Genomic DNA, 19,316 nt, shown 5'->3' on the forward strand with positions numbered 1-19,316 from the left:
GACTCCCGAAGCCCCTCATGGCTTAATTTAGGACGTGAGTTAAACCTCAAGAGAAACGGTCGTCAAGAGACCCGGCACAGGTATCTGACCGGACGGACCACACGACGAGGAGACCAGGTGGCGGTGCGGGGCGGTCGTACGGTGCGTGACCTGCGGCGGGAGAGCCGGGCGGCCGTTCTGCAACGGTTGTATTTCGACGGCCCCACGAGCCGGCAGGCGCTCGGCCCGGCGACCGGGCTGAGTTCGGGCTCCATCAGCACCGTGGTGGCCGAACTGATCGCCGACGGGCTGCTGGAGGAGGCGGGCAGCGTGGGTTCCGACGGCGGCCGGCCGCGCACCCTGCTGCGCGTCGTGCCCGGCAGCGGGCAGCTCATCGGGGTCGATGTCGGGGAGACCCGGGTACGGGTCGAGCTGTTCGACCTGACCCTCGTCGAACTCGCCCGGTCCGAACGGCCGTTGACGACGGACCGGTACGACGTCGGCCTGGTCGTCGACCAGGTCCGCGACGGTGTCGCCGAGGTGCTGCGGACCGCCCGGACGGCCCCCGGCGACCTGCTCGGCGTCGGCGTCGGCGTGCCCGGCATCGTCGAGCACACCGGCGGTCCGGGCGGGCCGGGGGCGGTGGTGCACGGGCAGACGGTCGGCTGGGACGCGGTGCCGCTGGAACGGCTGCTGCGCGCCACCGGGCAGCTCCCCGAGCAGGTGCCGTACTTCATCGACAACGGCGCGAAGACGCTCGGGCAGGCGGAGATGTGGTTCGGGGGCGGGCGCGGGGCCCGCAGCGCCGTGGTCGTGCTGTTCGGCTCCGGGGTGGGCGCCTGCGTGGTCACGGCGGAGGTGGAGCACGGCCGGGCGGTGGAGTGGGGGCATCTGACGGTACGGGTCCGGGGGCGCCGCTGCCGGTGCGGTGCGCGCGGCTGCCTGGAGGCGTATGCGGGGGCCGAGGCGCTGCTGGCCCGCTGGCGGGAGGCGGGCGGGCGGCCGGGTGCCGGGGCGGACGAGGAGACGGCGCTGACGGAGTTGCTGGCCGCGGCCCGCCCCGGGGACGGCCGGGAGCCCGACCCCGTCGCGGCGGGGGTGCTCGCGGAGACCGCGGAGTTCCTCGGCGCGGGCCTGTCCGACCTCATCAACCTGTTCCAGCCGGAACGGGTGCTGGTCGGCGGGTGGGCCGGGCTCCAGCTCGGCCCGGACTTCCTCGACCGGGTGCGCGAGCACGCCCTCGCCACGGCGCTGGCCCATCCCGCCGGACGCGTCCGCATCGAGCTGGGCAGACTCGGCCCGGACGCGGTGACGGTCGGCGCGGCCACGCTCCCGCTCGCGGCCTTCCTCACCCGCGGCGGCCGTCGCCTACCCGCCGCCCCGCCCCGGCCGCCGTCACCGGCCTGGCGCACGGCCCTGGACGGACGGCTGGCCTGAACGGCGGGGCCTCGTCGGCTCGGACGCGCCTGCCCCGGCTCGGAGCGGACCCGCCCGCACCGCCCCGGCAGCGAACGGGGGACCGCAGTGGGCCACCACCCGGGCACTCGTGTCGTCGACCTGCCGGTGTTCGCTGCGGGCGGGGGTCGGGCGCCCGTCGAACCGGCACGCGACCGTGCTCTTGACGGCCGGCCGGTCTCCACCGGCCGGAACCACGCCGGACCCGGCGCGGGACTGGGCGGGCGCGCCCGTCACGGTGGTCGAGTCGCGGCGCCCACCGGACGACCGGCCGCCGCGGGGCACCCGCCAAGTCCCGGCCGTCGCCGCACGCGGGTGACCGCCCCGGCCCCTGGAGCCGCCGTCACCGCCCCGCGCTCCCGGCCGCCCCGCCGCCGCACCGCGGCGGTCCGCCCATCCGCACGGTCGTGCCGGTGCGGGCCGCGGCCGGTCTCACGCCGACTGCCGTACCACCAGTTCGGGTTCGAACACGACCGACGTCACGTCGGTGCGGGCGCCGCGGACGTGTTCGTCGAGCAGTCGGGCCATCGCCGCCGCCATGTCCTCGACGGGCTGGCGGACGGTGGTCAGCCGGGGCCGGCAGGTGACGGCGACACTGGAGTCGTCGAAGCCGACCACCGCCACGTCCTCGGGGATCCGGCGCCCGCGCTCGCGCAGTACCTGGCAGGCGCCCTGCGCCATGAGGTCGTTGGCGGCGAACACCCCGTCGACATCGGGGTGTTCGGCCAGCAGTCCGGACATCGCCGCCACTCCGCTGTCCAGGGTGAAACCGCCCTCGGCGACCGGCACGCGCGGATGGCCGTGCCGGGCCAGCGCGTCCCGGAAGCCGGCCAGCCGCTCCTGGCTCGCGGCCACCGCCAACGGGCCGGAGATCGTGGCGGGTCGGCGGCAGCCGCGGGCGAGCAGATGCTCGGCGGCCAGGCGCCCGCCGTCCCGGTGGGCGAGGTCCACGTGGCTGAGCGGCACCGGCCGCGAGGGCCGGGCGAACAGCACGGCCGGCAGCCCGGCCCCGGCGAGCAGCGCGGGCAGCGGATCGTCGGCATGGGTGGACACCACGAGCGCGCCGTCGGCCCGCCCCTGCCGCAGATACGTCAGCACCTCCTGCCGGGCCTCGGCCGACTCCGCGAACATCAGCACCGGATGCATGGAACGCGGTCGCAGGAAACCCACGACCCCGCCGACCACCCGCCCGAAGAAGGGGTCCGCGAACACCCGTGCGGCGAACGCGTTCTGGGTGGCGTCCGAGGCGTCCCCGGCGCCGGACACCACCAGCGCCACGGTCTCGGCGCGCCGGGTCACCAGTGAGCGGGCGGCCCGGTTGGGCGCGTACCCGGTCCGCTCGATGGCCCGGCGGACCACCTCCTGGATCGCGGGATCCACGTTGCGCACACCGTTGACGACGCGGGACACGGTCGCCCGGGAGACGCCGGCCTCCCGGGCCACGTCCTCGAGCGTCGGGGCCCTACTGTTCATGCCCGCACCCTAACGGCCCCGCGCCACCAGGGCATAGAGCGCTCTCCCGGCCCCGGCCGCCCTCACCTCCGGTCCCGTATCACCACCTCAAGGGCCAGGGGCAGGTCGCCCGCGGAGCGGCCGGCCAGCACCCGGCACGGGCCCGGCTCGGTCCGCCACCCGCCCGCCTCGGCCGACCAGTGCCGCAGCCCGCGCGCGGCGATCCGCACCACGGCGGTCACGGTCTCGCCGGGCCGGGCCCGCACCGCCGCGTACCCGGCGAGCCACCGCTCGGGGTACTCCACGGCCGCCCCGGGCCGGGCGAGATACACCTGAACGACCTCGCGCCCCGCTCGCGGCCCGGTGTTGCGCACCCGGACCCGCACGGTGAACGCGTCGCCCGCGCGGACCTCGGCGGGCCCGGTGACCTCCTCGTACGACCAGCCGGTGTATCCCAGTCCGTGCCCGAACCAGTAGGCCGGGGTGCGGTGCCGGCGCAGCCAGCCGCGGTATCCGACGTGCAGGCCCTCGGTGTAGTCGAGGCGGCCGTCGACCGGCCGGGTCCGGGTGACGGGGGCGTCGGCGAGTGCGGCCGGCCAGGTGGTGGGCAGCCGTCCGCCGGGCTCGACGCGGCCCAGCAGTACGTCGGCCAGTCCACCGCCCGCCTCCTGCCCGGGGAACCAGGCCAGCAGCAGCGCGCCGACCTCGTCCCGCCAGGGCAGTTCGACGGGACCGCCGCTGTTGACGACGACCACCGTCCGCGGGTTTTCCCGGGCGACGGCGCTCACGAGGGCGTCCTGACCCGGGGGCAGGGCGAGCGAGGTCCGGTCGTGCCCCTCGTACTCGCCGTGCTCGGTGGTGCCGACGACCACCACGGCCGCGTCGGCGGCGCGCGCCGCGCGGGCCGCGTCGGCGAGCGCGGCCGCGGGGTCGGGGGCGGGCGGCGCCGCGCCGACGACCGTGGCCCGGCCGGTGCCGGGGGCGAGTTCCCGGCGCGCCACCAGGTGCGGTGCGCTGCCCGCGGCCAGCTCCGCGGTGACCAGTCGGGCCGGCGGGCGGACGTGGACGAGCGCGGGGTCGTCGGTGTCCTTGACGACGGTCTCGTCCAGCAGGGTGCTGCCGTCGAGGCCGAGCCAGAGCCGGCCGAAGCCGGCGATCCCGAGCGTCCAGCGCCCGGACACCCGCGGACGCAGCCGCGCGCTGATCTCCACGATATGCCCCCCGGGAACCAGCGGCGGCTCCAACTGCCGTCCACTGCCCCGCCGTTCGGCATACAGCTCACGCCCGTCCGGGTCGAGTACGCGCAGCAGCACGCCGGGCACCCCGGAGCGCGGATCGGTGCACAGGGTCATGTCCAGCGGGGCGGGCGGACCGCCGGGCGCGGGCCCGGGCACGTGCACGACCCGGCCGCGGCCGCGCAGTCCGGCCCTGATCCCGTCGAGGACCGAGACCTCGTCCTGCGGGAAGACACCCGCGCTGCCGCCGCCCTGGACCCGGGTGCGGGCGGCGTGTTCGCCGATGACGGCCAGCGTCGCGAGCCGCCCGGGGTCGAGCGGCAGCACGTCCCGGTTGGCCAGCAGCACGGCACCGGCGGCGACGGCGCGCCGCGCCAGCGCCCGGGTCCGGGGCGAGCGCAGCGGCGGCCGGGCCGGGCGGCGCTCGCCGAGGGCGCCGCACCGGTCGGCCAGCCGCAGCAGCCGGCGTACCTTGTCGTCGACGGCGGACTCGGGGACCCGCCCCTCCTCCACCGCCCGTGCCAGCGCCCGCCCCCACGGTCCGTCGGGGCCGGGCATGACCAGGTCGAGCCCCGAGCGCGCGGTGTCCCGTGTGCCGCGGGCCGCTCCCCAGTCGGAGACGACGACGCCGTCGAAGCGCCACTCGGTCTTCAGGGGGTCGGCCAGCAGCGGGTGTGCGGTCATGGTGGTGCCGTCGAGCCGGTTGTATCCGGCCATGACCAGCCGTACCCCGGCCGCCACCGCGGCCTCGAAGGGCGCGAGGTAGACCTCCCGCAGGGTGCGCTCGTCGACGCGTACGTCGACGGTCAGCCGGTCGGTCTCCGAGTCGTTGGCCACGTAGTGCTTGGCGGTGGCCGCCACTCCGTGTGCCTGGATGCCCCGGACCAGGGCCGCGCCGATGCGGCCGGTCAGCTCCGGGTCCTCGGAGAAGCACTCGAAGTGGCGGCCCGCGAGCGGGCTGCGGTGCAGGTTGAGGTTGGGGGCGAGGACCACGTCCACGGCTTTGCGCCGTGCCTCGGAGGCGAGGAGGCCGCCGACTTCCCCGACCAGCCGTTCGTCCCAGGTAGCGGCGAGCGCGGTGGCCGAGGGCAGCAGCACGGCCGTGTGCCGCTCGTCCCAGGTCTGGCCGCGCACCCCCGCCGGGCCGTCGGACAGCACCAGTTCGCGCAGCCCGACGGCGGGTTCGGCGGCCGTGCGCCAGGTGGTGGCACCGGTCAGCAGCCGGACCTTGGCCGGCAGCGCCAGCTTGCCGGTCAGCCGGTCGAGTTCCTCCTCGTCGGTCATCCTCACCCCCGGTCTCGGTGCGCGGTCAGTTGTAGACGCCGAACTCGTACAGCGAGTAGCCGTAGCCGGTGCCGCGCGCCGTGCCGTTGATCCGGACGTAGCGGCCGGCGCCGGTGACGTCGAGGTCGTCGACGCCGCCGTTGCCGTCGGTCACCGTGCGCACGGTCTGCCAGTTCTGCCCGTCGTCGGAGGTCTGGACGGCGTACGCCTTCGCGTAGGAGGTCTCCCAGACCAGTTGGACGTGCCGGAACGAGGTGCGGCTGCCGAGGTCGACCTGGATCCACTGGGGGTCGCTCCAGTCGCTGGCCCAGCGGGTCGCCGGATCGCCGTCCACGGCGCTCGCGGGCGGGCACGGGCAGTCGCCGTAACTCCCCTGGTACGAGGAGGCGGTGGCGGGTTTGCGCAGGGCGACGTTGGTGCCGTCCACCGGGGGCGGCACGACCCTGATCGAGCGGGTCTCGACGCCGACGTTGCCGTGGCCGTCCGTCGCCTTCACATAGATCTTCCAGACGCCGGGCCGGTCGGGCGCGGTGGTCCGCAGCCGGCCGCCGCCGAGGTCGGTGAACGGCAGCGTGGCGAGGTTCTTGCTCTGGTCGATGTAGTTGCTGTTGTCGAGGACCTCGTAGGAGACCGGGTCGCCGTCCGGGTCGGCGGCCCGGACCGCGAGGGTCAGGTCACGGCCCGCGGGCACCGCGCCCGCGTCGCCCTCCACGGTCAGGCCGGAGACGACCGGCGGGGTGTTGTCGTGCGTGGTGTCACCGCCGTAGGCCCGTTTCACGGCGTAGTACGACAGCCGTTTCTGGCCCGCGGGCAGCAGGTTGAACCAGATGCCGCCGAAGTCGTACTCGGTTCCGTAGTGGAACATGGTGGCGCCGAGGCCGACGCCCTGGTGCCCGGTGACGCAGTTCCAGGCGCGGGTGTACCCGTCCGCCTTGGCCTGGTCGGTGGGCTCCTGGGGCACGCCGTTGGCGTCGTCCGGCACCTCCCACTCGCCCGCGGGGCCGGTCTCGGTGACGATGTACGGCTTGGTGTAACCCCCTTGTTCCCAGGTGGACTTGATGTCGCAGACGGCGTTGTAGGCGTTGACGGCGTACAGGTCGAGGTCGGGGGCGTTCTTCTTGTAGTAGGGCCAGGCGCCGGTCCACGCGTCGGTGGAGGTGACCGGGTGGTTCGGGTCGATGCCGTGGATCTTCTTCGCGACGTCGTTGACGAAGGTCGTGTACGCGTCGCGCTGGCGCTCCAGTTCGTCGCCGCTGTAGCAGTTCTGCAGGCCCAGCACCGACTCGTTGCCGACGTTCCACATGAGGACGCCGGGGTGGTCCTTGTAGGTCTGGACCCACTTGGGGAACTCGTCGAGCATCTGGTTCTTGTAGGCGGTGTCGGTGACGTAGTTGACGCAGCCGCCGCTGCCGGGGCCGCCGCCGGGCTGGAGCCAGAAGCCCGCGATGACCTTGATGCCGTGGGCGGCGGCGGAGTCGAGCAGTGGTTTGCTGGTGGCGTCGGTGCCCCAGGTGCGGACGGTGTTGACGCCCATGGAGCTGAGGTCCGGCATGTAGCGCTCGGCGTCGGCGGTGGCCGGGCCCCAGGTGAGGCCCTTGATCCGGTACGGCTGTCCGTCGACGGTCAGCTGCCAGGCGCCCTGGCCGCCGGTGACGCGGACGACGCTTCCGGCGGCATGCGCCTGGGCCGCGGGCAGGGCGGTGAGGGCGCCGACGGTCAGGATGCCTGCGGTGAGGGGCGCTGCCAGCCGGCGCGCGCGGGTACGGGGTAACGGGGTCATGTGGTCGCTCCGGAGTACGGGGAACGCTGCGGGTGGCGTGTCGAGTGAGTGCCGCGGGGGCTCAGGGAAGCTCGTAGTTCTCGTCGAGTGCCGCGCCCGCCTCCGGGTGCGTCTGGTCGTAGCCCCGCGCGTCGCACTGCAGTCCGCCGACGACGCAGTGGTCGACGAGCGCCTTGAGGGTGGCGTCGTCCCAGGCGTTGAAGAAGTCGTAGTGGAACGAGTAGCCCCGTCCGCTGGACAGCCTCACCTGGGACAGGTCCCCGTTGACCGGGAACGCCATCTTGAACTCGATCATCGGCAGGGCGACCGGGTGGTCGGCGGGGCAGACGTTGTCGTTGGTGCCCGGCTTGACCACCGGATAGGCCATGTGGCTCTTGTGGTCGGGGGTGTCCAGGTACTGTCCGTCCCAGCAACTGGGGGCCTGGAAGCGGATGTTGAGCTGGACGTCGGCGCCCGTGGGACAGCTCGCGGGGAAGTCGGTGTTGAAGTAGCTCTCGCCGCACTCCCAGCCCTCGACGAAGCCGCGGTGGGACCGGAACTCGTCGGCGGTCTGCATCGGGCTGCCCACGACGAACCGCAGGCCCTTCGGGAAGGGGCGGACACTGGTGTAGTCGGTGACGCCGGCCTTGTAGTAGATCACCTGCGGGCCGACCGGCAGCACCGGCTGGTCGCCCTTGTACAGGGTGGGCATCCAGTAGCCGGAGCGGTCGCCGGGCGCCTTGCAGGTGGTGGTGCCCGCGTCGAGCGAGGCCGTCGTGCTGTTCGCGTTCGTCGTGGTGTTGCCCATGAACGTGTGGTCGTGGGACTTGCCGGGCTGCTGCGGATAGACGATGGGGTCGTCCGGCTTGGTGTGGCTGACCGAGCAGTTGGCCTGGAACTCGTGGAAGTACCGGTGCGGCGGGTTGTCAGCGGACGGGATGACGCCGGTGACCGGCGGATTCGCCGGGATGTAGCCGTCGCCGTCGGGGTCTTCGGGTGAGTACGCGGTCGAGGGGGCCATGGCGTGTGCGGCCGCCTGTGCCGCGTGCGCGAGGTGTTCCGGCCCGCCGTCGGGGGTGTCCGTGGCCGACCGCGCGATACCGCTGAGGCCGAGCGAGGTCAGCAGTAAGGCACCGGCGATCAGTGCGCCTGAAACAGTCTTCGGTCTCCGTGCCATGGAAGGCTCCTGTACGGGAGGTGGGGGTCTGTGGGGGTATACGGAGAGAGCGTGGAAACGCTGGGGGAGAGCGCTCTCCCACGGCTGGAGTGTTGAGGCGGTGGCACGAGGGTGTCAAGGGATCCGGCGCAAGGATCAGGGATGCTCCGTGCTCACTTCTCGAAAGCAGGGAAAGAGAATTGACGAGCGATCAGCAAAATCGGTCGGAATCTCGTCACGACCCTTGACGCATCGTTCACACCAATGAAGCATCCAACCGCGAGAGAGCGCTCCCCGACCCCCACTTCGTTCACTTCCTGAACCAGGAGAGCCGCGCATGCCCCCTACTTCCCCCTCCATGGGCCGCAGAGCCGTACTCGGCGCCGCAGCAGCTGTCGCCACCACCGTCGCGGGCCTGCCGGCCACCGCGTCGGCGGCATCGGCACCGACGTCCGCCGCACCGTCCGGCGGGCGCCCGCTCGATCTGCCGGGCGGCGGTGACCTGGGCCCCAACGTCATCGTGTTCGACCCGTCCACACCGGGCATCCAGGCCCGGCTGGACGAGGTGTTCCGGCAGCAGGAGTCGGCGCAGTTCGGCACCGGCCGCTACGCCCTGCTGTTCAAGCCGGGCACCTACAACGGCCTCAACGCGCAGATCGGCTTCTACACCTCCGTCGCGGGCCTCGGCCTGTCCCCCGACGACACGACCATCAACGGCGACGTCACGGTCGACGCGGGCTGGTTCAACGGCAACGCCACGCAGAACTTCTGGCGTTCGGCGGAGAACCTGGCCCTGGTGCCGGTCAACGGCACCAACCGCTGGGCCGTGGCACAGGCCGCGCCGTTCCGCCGCATGCATGTGCGCGGCGGTCTCAACCTGGCGCCCAACGGCTACGGCTGGGCGAGCGGCGGCTACATCGCGGACAGCCGGATCGACGGCCAGGTCGGGCCGTACTCGCAGCAGCAGTGGTACACCCGTGACAGCGCGGTCGGCAGCTGGCTCAACGGCGTGTGGAACATGGTGTTCTCAGGTGTGGAGGGCGCCCCGGCGCAGACCTTCCCCAATCCGCCGTACACCACGTTGAACACCACACCCGTCTCCCGCGAGAAACCCTTCCTGTATGTGAGCGGCAGCGAGTACCGGGTCTTTCTGCCGGAGAAGCGGACCGACGCCCGCGGGGTCACCTGGGGCAACGGCACCCCGCGGGGCACGTCCCTGGCGCTGTCCCAGTTCTACGTCGCCAAGCCCGGAGACAGCGCGGCCACCCTCAACCAGGCACTCGCACAGGGCCTGCACCTGCTGCTCACGCCGGGCATCTACCACGTGAACCAGACCCTTCAGGTCGACAACGCCAACACCGTCGTCCTGGGCCTGGGTTACGCCACGATCGTGCCCGACAACGGGGTCACCGCGCTGCGGGTCGCGGACGTGGACGGGGTGCGCCTCGCCGGCTTCCTGATCGACGCGGGTCCGGTCAACTCCCCCACCCTGCTGGAGGTCGGACCGACCGGCGCGTCCCGGGACCACTCGGCCAACCCGATCACCGTGCAGGACGTGTTCGTCCGCATCGGCGGCGCCGGCGCGGGCAAGGCCACCACCAGCATGGTGATCAACAGCCGGCACACCATCGTCGACCACACCTGGGTGTGGCGCGCCGACCACGGCACCGGTGTCGGCTGGGACACCAACCGGGCCGACTACGGCGTCGTCGTCAACGGCGACGACGTACTGGCCACCGGTCTGTTCGTGGAGCACTTCAACAAGTACGACGTGCAGTGGTTCGGGCAGCGGGGCCGCACGATCTTCTTCCAGAACGAGAAGGCGTACGACGCCCCGAACCAGGCGGCGGTCCAGAACGGCTCGGTGAAGGGGTTCGCCGCCTACCGGGTGGGCGACAACGTCACCGCACACGAGGGCTGGGGCCTGGGCAGTTACTGCTACTACAACGTCGATCCGACGATAGTGCAACACCACGGCTTCGCCGCCCCGAACACCTCGGGTGTGAAGTTCCACAACCTGCTCGTCGTCTCGCTGGGCGGCAACGGCCAGTACGAGCGCGTGATCAACGAGACCGGGTCGCCCACCTCGGGCACCTCGACGACGCCGTCCACGGTGGTGTCGTACCCCTGACGAGGCGGGCAGGGGCGGGGGGGGGGGGGGGGGGGGGGGGCCCCCCCCCCCCCCCGCCCCGGATCATTCCCGGATCATCACCGCGGATCACCGGGCCGGACCACCGGCCCGGACGACCGGCCCGGACCACGGCCTGGCCAACGGCCTGATCACCGGGCCGGGGCCGTCGCCCCGGGGGCCGGCGCATAACCGCCGGGCCGGGTGGTGAACGTGCCCCGGCCCTGTGTGCGGCTGCGCAACCGGGTGGCGTAGCCGAACAGTTCGGCCAGCGGCACGGTGGCGGTGAGCACCGCCGTGCCGCCCCGGGCCGTGGTCGCCGTGACCCGGCCGCGGCGCGCCGCCAGATCGCCGAGCACCCCGCCGACGGCGTCCTCCGGCACCGTGACCGTGACCTCGGCGACCGGCTCCAGCAGGACCAGGGCGCAGGCGCGCAGGGCCGCGCGCAGCCCGAGCCGGCCGGCCGTGCGGAAGGCCCGCTCGGAGGAGTCCTTCACATGGGTGGCCCCGTCGGTCAACGTGACCCGCAGCCCGGTCACCGGGTGCCCGGCGAGCGGTCCCTCGGCCAGCGCGTCCCGGCAGCCGGCCTCGACCGCCCGGACGTACTCCTGCGGGACGTGTCCGCCGACGACGGTGGAGCGGAACTCGATGCCGAGCGCGCCCGTCGGGTCCGGCAGCGGCTCCACGTCGAGCACGACATGGGCGAACTGCCCCGCGCCGCCGTCCTGTTTGACGTGCCGGAACACCAGCCCCGACACCCCACGGACGACGGCCTCCCGGTGGGCGACCCGCGGCAGCCCGACGGTGACGTCGAAGCCGCCGTCCCGGCGGATCCGCTCCACCGCGACCTCCAGGTGCAGTTCGCCCATGCCGGAGAGCACGGTCTGGCCGGTCTCGGCGTCCGTCCGCACGCTCAGCGCGGGATCCTCCTCCGCGAGGCGGGCCAGTGCCGCCGCCAGCCGTCCGGTGTCGGTGCTCCGCCGGGCCTCGACCGCCACGGACACCACCGGGTCGGCGGGCGTGGGCGGTTCGAGGACGAGCGGGGCGTCCACGGCGCACAGGGTCGAACCGGCGCGGGTCTGCCGGAGACCGGCCACGGCGACGATGTCACCGGCGACCGCCCGCTCCAGCGGGGCGTGCCGGTCGGCCATGACCCGCAGGATCCGCGCGACGCGCTCGGTGCGCCGGGCGACCGGGTCCCACACGGTGTCTCCCTTCTCGATGGTGCCGGAGTAGATCCGCAGACAGGTCAGCCGCCCGGTGGGTGTGGCGTGCACCTTGAACGCGAGGGCCGCGAACGGCGCGTCGGGGTCGGCGGGCCGCGACTGCGCCGTCCCGTCGTGGGTGCCGCGCACGGCGGGTACGTCCGACGGTGCGGGCAGGTGGGCGACGACGGCGTCCAGCAGCGGTTCGATGCCGCGGTTGCGGTAGGCCGAACCGCACAGCACGACCACCCCGTCCCCGCTGTGCGTCAGTGCGCGCAGGGCGGTGACCAGGGTCGGGGTGGACACGGCGGAGCGCAGGCAGAACTCCTCCATTGCCGCGGGATGCAGTTCGGCGACCGCCTCCTCCAGGAGCCGGCGCCGCCGTCCTGCCTCCTGTGCGAGTTCCCGGGGCACCGGGCCCTCGACGGCGGTGCCGTCGCGGCCGGCCCACACCAGGGCGCGCATGCGCAGCAGGTCGACCACGCCGGTGAAGGCGTCCTCCGCGCCGATCGGCAGGTGCACGACGAGCGGTGCCGGATGGAGCCGCCGCCGGATCGACTCGACGGCCGTGTCCAGGTCGGCGCCCGCGCGGTCCATCTTGTTGACGAAGGCAATCCGCGGTACGCCGTACCGGTCGGCCTGCCGCCACACCGACTCGCTCTGCGGCTCGACCCCGGCGACCGCGTCGAACACGGCCACGGCACCGTCCAGCACGCGCAGCGAACGCTCGACCTCGTCGGCGAAGTCGACGTGGCCGGGGGTGTCGATCAGGTTGATCCGGTGGCCGTCCCAGGCGCAGCTGACGGCCGCGGCGAAGATGGTGATCCCGCGGTCGCGTTCCTGGGGGTCGAAGTCGGTGACGGTGGTTCCGTCGTGGACCTCGCCGCGCTGGTGCGTGGTACCGGTCGCGTACAGGATCCGTTCGGTGACGGTGGTCTTGCCGGCGTCCACGTGGGCCAGGATGCCCAGGTTGCGGACTTCGGTGAGGGGGATGTCGAAGGTGAGGTGCGGTTCGGTGCGCACGGCCCGATGCCTTTCGCGGGTGGTGGGGAGAGGGGCTGCGCGATGTCCCGTGCGCCGTCGGCGAGGTGACCGGCGGCGGTGCGGCGGACGCGGGTGTGCCGGCGCGGACGCGGCGGCGGCCGGCGCGGACGTGTGCTGCGGAGTTGTCCGGCGTCGGGCGGCGGGTGGCGACGGTCCGCTGGACGGCGCAGTGTTCGTGCCGGTCAGCCGTGGATCACGGGGTCCGGTGCCGGCCGCGCAGCGGGCACCGGCCGGCCCAGGACACCAGGATCACATCGAAGCGGGAACGGGGAACGGCGTTGACGGTGCGAACGGGCACGGCCGTACTCCCCTCTGTCGTCCTGTCTCGTCCTGCGGTCTCGGCGGCGCGCCGTTCCGGTCGGTGGCGCGCGGTCGTGGTGAGTGTAGGAAAGACGGCGAGGAGGGTGCATCCGAGTTTTCCGGAGCCGTATCCGGATCGGTGTGGAGTGTGCCGCGCGGGACGAATTCGACAAACTCCCGAACTTACCTCGGCGGCCCGTTCGGTCCCCTTCTGCCGCGATCTTCCACTATCCTCCGCGATCTTCCGTGATCCACCCTGATCTTCCGGGAATTCGAGTGCGCCGGGGCCCACGGACCGGCCTCAGGTCAACTCCGTCGGGGCAAGGTCCTGACATTTTCCGGACATTCGTCTGCCAGGATTCGGCAAACCCGTGGTGATCGGCTCAGCGTTACCCTGGCTGGGCACCCGGCCACTGCGGTTGACCGCGGTAAACCCCGGCGGCTGCGGCGCCTGTCCGAAAAACGAGGTCAACGCTCGGACGGTATCGGCATGTTGTGTCTGACCGGTTCGGACCGGGTACGACGCACCGCCGAGTACGCATTGCCCGGCGTTCAGCGGATTCCCGGAGAACGAATACGGATTTCCGGTGAAGTGCCGCTCATGGCCGAGAAACTGGTACTCGCACACGGAACCGACCCGTCGCCGGGGCCACGCACAGTGGTGCGTACGGATGGCCGGTGGACGCCCTCCCATTGAACGAACAGTTCTAATCTGTTCATCAGCAGTCGATGGGTGACACAGAAGCGGACGGATTGGAATCGATTGGACACGCAGAAGACGCGGAAGACGTCGTTCGCCGCGCTCCGCCGGATGACCTTGGTCCCCGCCCCCGTGCTCATCCTGATCGTGGGAACCCTCTTCTCCCGCGTCGGCGACTCGCTCGCCTCTCTGGGCATGGTGCTCGACGCGGCCGACAAGGACATCTCGTGGGGCGTGACGGAGGTGTTCCTCGCCGATCTCGTGCCCACGGTCGTCGCCGCTCCCCTCATCGGGTCCCTGGTGGACCGGCTCAGCGCGCGGTCCGTGTGTCTGTGGGCCCTGGTCGCCCAGGCGCTGACGCTCGGCGCGGCCGCCGCCGTCGACGCCTTCCACCTGCGGGTGGCACTGATCGCCGTGGCCGGACTGGCCGGTGTGGCGTCGGTGGCCGCCGGTTTCAAGATCCTGCCCGTGGTGGCCGGGGAGAAGCACACCGGCCGGGCCAACAGCCTGCTCACCGCGGGCCTGTCCGCCGCGGGGCTGCTCGGGCCGGCGCTTGCGGGCTTTCTGCACTCCGCCTGGGGCACCGCCGCGCTGCTCGGCGCCGACGCCGTCTCGTTCCTCGTCCTGGCCTGGTGCACCGCGCTGGACCTTCCCAGGTCCTCCGACGTGACGCTCGAACGGCGGCCCGCCGCGAAGCTCTCGGACGGCTACCAGGCGCTGCGGCGCGCGCCGGTCGTCGGCACGCTGCTGCCCACCCTGGCCGCGGCGATGCTGGCGACCAGCATCGAGGTCGTGGCGGGCGTCTACTACCTGCGTGACGTCGCCGACGGCAACGACACCGTCTTCGGCCTGTTCCTGGCGACCTGGGCGCTGGGCAGCGTCCCCGGGGCGCTGCTCGCGGGACGCGCGGGCTGGGCGAACCGGCACACCGCTCTCATCCTGGGCGGGGTGCTCGGCATCTCGCTGGGGCTGTTGTTCGCGGGCATCGTCCCGGTGGCCGCGGTCATCTTCCCGCTGTTCCTGCTGGGCGGCTTCGGCAACGGCGTGTGCAACGTCGGGCTGCGCAACGCGGTGCACACCCATGTGCCCGCCGAGGTGCACGGCAGTGCCTGGGCCTGCTACCAGGCGTTGTCCCGGTCCTGCATCGGCCTCGGCTATCTGCTGGGCACGCCCAACAGCCTGGTCTCCAGCCGCGGCCAGGTGATCATTTCGGGTGCCATACCCCTGGTCTTCTCGCTGTGGGCGATGCTGATCACCACGCGGCGCAAGCAGCCGGCCCTAGGCGAACTGTCCGGCTGAGGGACCTCGGCGGGCCCGTACGGTACGGCCGTACGGGGCGGCACGCGACCAATGCCGGACAGGCAGCGCCGGACGGCCGGTACCGGAAGGCGCGTACGAAAAAGCCGGTACCGCGAAGGCGGTACTCGTGAGGCCGGTCCTGACAAGCCCGTACTGGCACACCCGTGCTGAAACCCCGTACCGGAGAGCCCCGTACCGGGCAGTCCCCGTCAGGCGGCGGGCGCACCCGTTCAGGCGTGCGGGACCGTCACCGACGTGGCCACCAGGCCCCGTCGTACCGCCCAGCGGCCGTCGAAGCCGGTGACCCGGCGGCCGTTCACGAGCGGTCCCGGGACGAGGAGTTCCGCCCGGAAGCTTCCCTGCGGACCGCCGCCGGGCTCGGGGCGGATCTCGATGTCCGCCTCGCTGAAATCAAGCCACTGCCGGGTGAGCGGGAACCACGCCTTGTAGACGGACTCCTTGGCGCTGAACAGCAGCCGGTCCCAGTGCACCCCGGGCCGGACCGCGGCCAGTTCGCGCAGGCGGCGGGCCTCCTGCGGGAGGGACACGGATTCCAGGATCCCGTCGGGCAGCGGGGCGTTCGGCTCGGCGTCGATGCCCAGGGAGGCCAGGTCGGTGGCGCGGGCCAGGGCCGCCGCGCAGTAGCCGTCGCAGTGGGTCATGCTGCCGACCAGGCCGTTTGGCCACTGCGGCGCTCCGCGCTCCCCGTTCACGATCGGTTGTGCGGGCACGCCCAGCTTCTCCATGGCCCGCCGGGCGCAGGCACGCACGGCGGAGAACTCACGCCGCCGCTTGGCCACGGCCCGGACCATGAGCGCGGCCTCCTCGGGAAAGAGCGGGGCTTCCTCGATCCCGTCGTCACCGTGCCTGTCCACGGCCACGACCGAGTCCGGGAGCAGCTCCTCGATCACCGGATCCAACCTCCATCGGCAGAATGCGGCGCAGTGTGCCGGGTGTGCCCGGCCGTTTGCGCCACTCACGGGGATAACCCACGGACACCTCTTCGAAGCGCACGCCGTCCAGCCAGGTGGTCCGCGGGATGTGCAGATGGCCGTAGACCATCGTCTGCACCCGGAACCTGCGGTGCCAGTCGGCGGTTGCCCGGGTACCGCACCACATGGCGAACTCCGGGTACCACAGGACCTCCGTCGGATGCCGGTCCAGCGGCCAGTGGTTGACGAGCACCGTCGGCAGCCCGTCCGGAAGCTCCGCCAGCCGGCGCTCGGTCTCGGCCACCCGCGCCCGGCACCACGCCTCGCGGCTGGGGTAGGGGTCCGGGTGCAGCAGGTACTCGTCGTTGCACACGATGCCCGTGCGGTGCGCGTAGGCGAGTCCCTCCTCCTGCGTGGTACACCCCGGGGGCAGGAACGAGTAGTCGTACAGCAGGAACAGGGGCGCCACGGCGACGGGGCCGCCCGCCCCCTCCCACACCGGATACGGGTCCTCCGGGCAGGTCACGCCCAGTTCCCGGCAGAGCGCCACCAGATGCTCGTACCGCTCCGCTCCGCGCAGCGTGACCTCGTCCTTGGGATGCGTCCACAGCTCGTGGTTGCCCGGGACCCACAGCACCCGCCGGAACCGGTCCGCGAGCGTCCGGAGGGCCCAGCGGATGTCGGCCACCGTCTCCGCGACATCGCCCGCCACGATCAGCCAGTCCTCGTCCGAGGCCGGACGCAGGTCCGCCACGATCGCCCGGTTCTCCGGGTATCCCACGTGCAGGTCGCTGATGGCCAGCAACTCGCCGGTACTCCCGGCCGACGACTCCACCCGTCACCCCTCCGATCACACGACCGCTCCACAAGACCACGCCGGGCGCCCGCCGGGCAAGGGTGACCCGCGGTCCCGCGGGGTCTCCCTGCCGTTCCCGTCCCGACGGCCGTACGGGGAGCCGTGTCCTGATCCCGACCGTACGGCCCACCTGATCCTGCCCGTGTCCCGAGCCGATCACGCCGTGCTCACGGGGCGGCCATAGGTTAAGCGCCGCGACGCCTACAGGGTCCCTTCAGGGGTCGCCGGGGGGGGGCGGGGCCGCTGATCACCCGCATCGGCGTGCCGCCCGGCGTGCCGATCGCGTCGCTGCACCCGTACGCCGGGCAGGACGGCAGGAGCTGACACCCCGACAGTTTTCAGCCGGTCACCGGCCGCTGTCGGCCCGGGTTTCGAACGATGATCGGTTAGGCTGGCCGCACCGCCGCGTGGCGATGGCCGGCCGGATTTCCGGGGGCCGTGGATCGCCCGGCGCCCACCCCAGCACCGTCGTCGGGTCGCCTGACGTGCCCGTCCGGTCGGCGGCATGTGTCGCGAGCGTACGAAGGAGACAGCGATGGCGGACCGCACACCCGACACCGGCGTCCTCGACCAGGGCGACCCGTCGGCGGACCCCTCCAGCGCGCAACGCGATCCGAGCCAGGAATTAACCGCCAAGGACAACGGGCGACCGTCCGGCGAGCAGACGTCAGGAGTGGAGGAGGCATCAGAACCGGAGCCGGCGTCGGAACCGGAGCTGACGTCAGAGCCGGGGCCGGCTGAGGAGACGGACGGGCCGGGCGAGCCCGAACGAGCGAAGAACGCCACCGGCACACCCGCACACCGGGCCGACGACGACGATGACACCCCCGACGAGAACACCGGGGCGGCCGAGCAGCCGGCGTCGGAACCGGAACCGTCCGAGCAGGCGGACCGGACGGGCGAGTCCGAACGGGCGAAAAGCACCACCGGCACACCCGCACGCCAGCCGGACGACAGCGACGACGAATCCCCGGTCGAGAGCACCGAGGCGCCCTCCGACGACGAACCCGGAGATCCCGGAAGGGCCGAAGCAGCTCAAAAGCCCGAAAAGGCCGGCGACCTCGAAGAAGTCACCGGCGTGGCACGTGTCGAAGCACCCGCTCCCCCGTCCACCGAGCAGGACGCTCCGAGCCCGCAGGACACACAAGGCACACAACCCGCCGTCGACCCGCTCGCACACCTCACCGACCCGCCGTCGTCACCGTCGCTCCTGGCGCGCGCACTCCGTCGCGGGCTCAAGATTTGGGCGCCCCTCGTAGCGCTGCTCGTACTGGTCGTCCTCGTCGTCGTCCAGTTGGTCCGTCCGCTGCCCCGGCCGGTCCTCGCCCTCGACGCGGGGATGTCGTCCTTCACCGTCGACGGCACCGCCTTCGCCGTTCCGTGGCCCGCCAGGGGGCAGGCCGCGGTCATGGTCGAGGGCTCGGGGACGATCGGTACGTTCGGGGAGCAGAAGCCCGTCCCGACGGCGAGCGTCGCCAAGGTCATGACGGCCTACGTGATTCTCCGCGAGCACCCGCTCAAGAGGGACGAGCCGGGCCCTCGTGTCACCGTCGACGCCCGGGCGGTGGAGGAGGGCAAGGCCAAGGACGAGTCACGCATCGAGGGGCTGCGGGTCGGCCAGACGTTCAGCCTCCGGGACATGCTGCGGATGCTGATGATCCCCTCGGGCAACAACGTGGCCCGGTTGCTCGCCCGGTGGGACACGGGTACCCGGGACGAGACCGCGTTCGTCCGGAAGATGAACGAGGCCGCCAGGTCGCTCGGCATGAAGAACACCACGTACACCGATCCCAGCGGGCTGGACGAGGGAACCGTCAGCACCGCCGTCGACCAGCTCGTCCTGGCCGAGGCGGTCATGAGGTCCGACGCCTTCCGCGCCGTCGTCGCCATGGCCGGCGCCGACATCCCCGGGGTCGGGCGGATCTACAACAACAACGACCGGCTGCTCCTGGCCGGACTGAGCGTCATGGGCATCAAGACCGGGTCCAACACCTCGGCGGGCGGCACGCTGTCCTGGGCGGCGTACAAGTCCGTGGACGGCGTGGACCGGCTGATCCTCGGCACGATGCTGGACCAGCACGTCACGGGTGCGGACCCCAACGGCGCGAACAGCCTCGTGTTGGTGCAGGACAACAGCAAGAAGGTCATCGCGGCCGTCCGGGAGGCGCTCACCTCGGCGACGGTGGTGCGCAAGGGCCAGGTCGTCGGACACGTGGACGACGGTCTCGGCGGCCGTACGCCGGTGGTGGCGACGCGGGACCTGGAGGTCGCCGGGGTGCCGGGGCAGAAGCTGACCCTCACGCTCCGGGGTCAGGGCAAGTCCCTCGTCCACGGGGCGCCCGCCGGGACCGTGGTCGGCGAGCTGGCGGTGGGCGGCGGCACGGGGGCGCAGCGGGTGCCGGTGGCGCTGGGGTCGGAGCTGCGGGAACCCTCGGTCGGGACGAAGCTGACCCGGACCGGGTGAGCCGCACCGGGAACGGCCCGCGGCCGGACGACCGACCGCCGACCGCCGACGGCAGGGCCGGCACCGAG

Annotated in this window: 11 protein-coding genes; 4 read left to right on the plus strand and 7 right to left on the minus strand. The window is 72.7% G+C overall.

The genetic code is table 11. The annotated features are described in order from the left end of the window. Positions 1–117 precede the first annotated feature (117 nt). Positions 118–1,416 (plus strand): ROK family protein, encoded by a 1,299-nt coding sequence (locus ACFY2B_RS19800; RefSeq protein WP_390764391.1) that lies wholly within the window; start codon positions 118–120, stop codon positions 1,414–1,416. A gap of 450 nt (positions 1,417–1,866) precedes the next feature. Here ACFY2B_RS19800 and ACFY2B_RS19805 read toward each other — a convergent pair whose 3' ends face one another. The 4 genes from ACFY2B_RS19805 to ACFY2B_RS19820 form a co-directional block, all read right to left on the minus strand. After that, positions 1,867–2,907: a LacI family DNA-binding transcriptional regulator gene (locus tag ACFY2B_RS19805; protein WP_390764392.1), complete on the minus strand. Its 1,041-nt coding sequence runs from the start codon at positions 2,905–2,907 to the stop codon at positions 1,867–1,869. A gap of 62 nt (positions 2,908–2,969) precedes the next feature. Continuing rightward, positions 2,970–5,405 (minus strand): glycoside hydrolase family 3 C-terminal domain-containing protein, encoded by a 2,436-nt coding sequence (locus ACFY2B_RS19810; RefSeq protein ID WP_390764393.1) that lies wholly within the window; start codon positions 5,403–5,405, stop codon positions 2,970–2,972. A 25-nt stretch (positions 5,406–5,430) separates the two neighbouring features. Continuing rightward, positions 5,431–7,185, minus strand: coding sequence for a discoidin domain-containing protein (locus ACFY2B_RS19815; protein WP_390764394.1), 1,755 nt, complete (start codon positions 7,183–7,185; stop codon positions 5,431–5,433). A 61-nt stretch (positions 7,186–7,246) separates the two neighbouring features. Then, positions 7,247–8,341 (minus strand): DUF1996 domain-containing protein, encoded by a 1,095-nt coding sequence (locus tag ACFY2B_RS19820; protein ID WP_390764395.1) that lies wholly within the window; start codon positions 8,339–8,341, stop codon positions 7,247–7,249. 316 nt (positions 8,342–8,657) lie between these two features. Here ACFY2B_RS19820 and ACFY2B_RS19825 point away from each other — a divergent pair, with 316 nt between their 5' ends. Further along, complete coding sequence (locus ACFY2B_RS19825) at positions 8,658–10,451, plus strand: coagulation factor 5/8 type domain-containing protein (protein ID WP_390764396.1); 1,794 nt, start codon at positions 8,658–8,660, stop codon at positions 10,449–10,451. Positions 10,452–10,600: 149 nt separating this feature from the next. Here ACFY2B_RS19825 and fusA read toward each other — a convergent pair whose 3' ends face one another. After that, positions 10,601–12,676, minus strand: a complete 2,076-nt coding sequence (fusA, locus tag ACFY2B_RS19830) for an elongation factor G (RefSeq protein WP_390764397.1) — start codon at positions 12,674–12,676, stop codon at positions 10,601–10,603. A 1,084-nt stretch (positions 12,677–13,760) separates the two neighbouring features. Between fusA and ACFY2B_RS19835 the strand changes: the two genes are divergently transcribed. Continuing rightward, the gene (locus tag ACFY2B_RS19835; protein WP_390764398.1) at positions 13,761–14,996 is read left to right on the plus strand and encodes an MFS transporter; all 1,236 of its coding nucleotides are present in this window, start codon (positions 13,761–13,763) and stop codon (positions 14,994–14,996) included. Between the two features lie 230 nt (positions 14,997–15,226). Here the strand turns inward: ACFY2B_RS19835 and ACFY2B_RS19840 are convergent, their stop codons facing one another. After that, positions 15,227–15,907 (minus strand): 4'-phosphopantetheinyl transferase, encoded by a 681-nt coding sequence (locus tag ACFY2B_RS19840; protein ID WP_390764399.1) that lies wholly within the window; start codon positions 15,905–15,907, stop codon positions 15,227–15,229. After that, positions 15,855–16,763, minus strand: coding sequence for a metallophosphoesterase family protein (locus ACFY2B_RS19845; RefSeq protein ID WP_390764400.1), 909 nt, complete (start codon positions 16,761–16,763; stop codon positions 15,855–15,857). Before ACFY2B_RS19845 ends, ACFY2B_RS19840 begins: the two co-directional genes overlap by 53 nt. Positions 16,764–17,319: 556 nt before the next feature. On the opposite strand from ACFY2B_RS19845, the gene ACFY2B_RS19850 reads away from it, so the two are divergent. Next, positions 17,320–19,248: a serine hydrolase gene (locus ACFY2B_RS19850; protein ID WP_390764401.1), complete on the plus strand. Its 1,929-nt coding sequence runs from the start codon at positions 17,320–17,322 to the stop codon at positions 19,246–19,248. Positions 19,249–19,316: the final 68 nt, after the last annotated feature.

It is taken from the genome of Streptomyces sp. NPDC001270 (assembly GCF_042896695.1).
Taxonomy (GTDB): Bacteria; Actinomycetota; Actinomycetes; order Streptomycetales; family Streptomycetaceae; genus Streptomyces.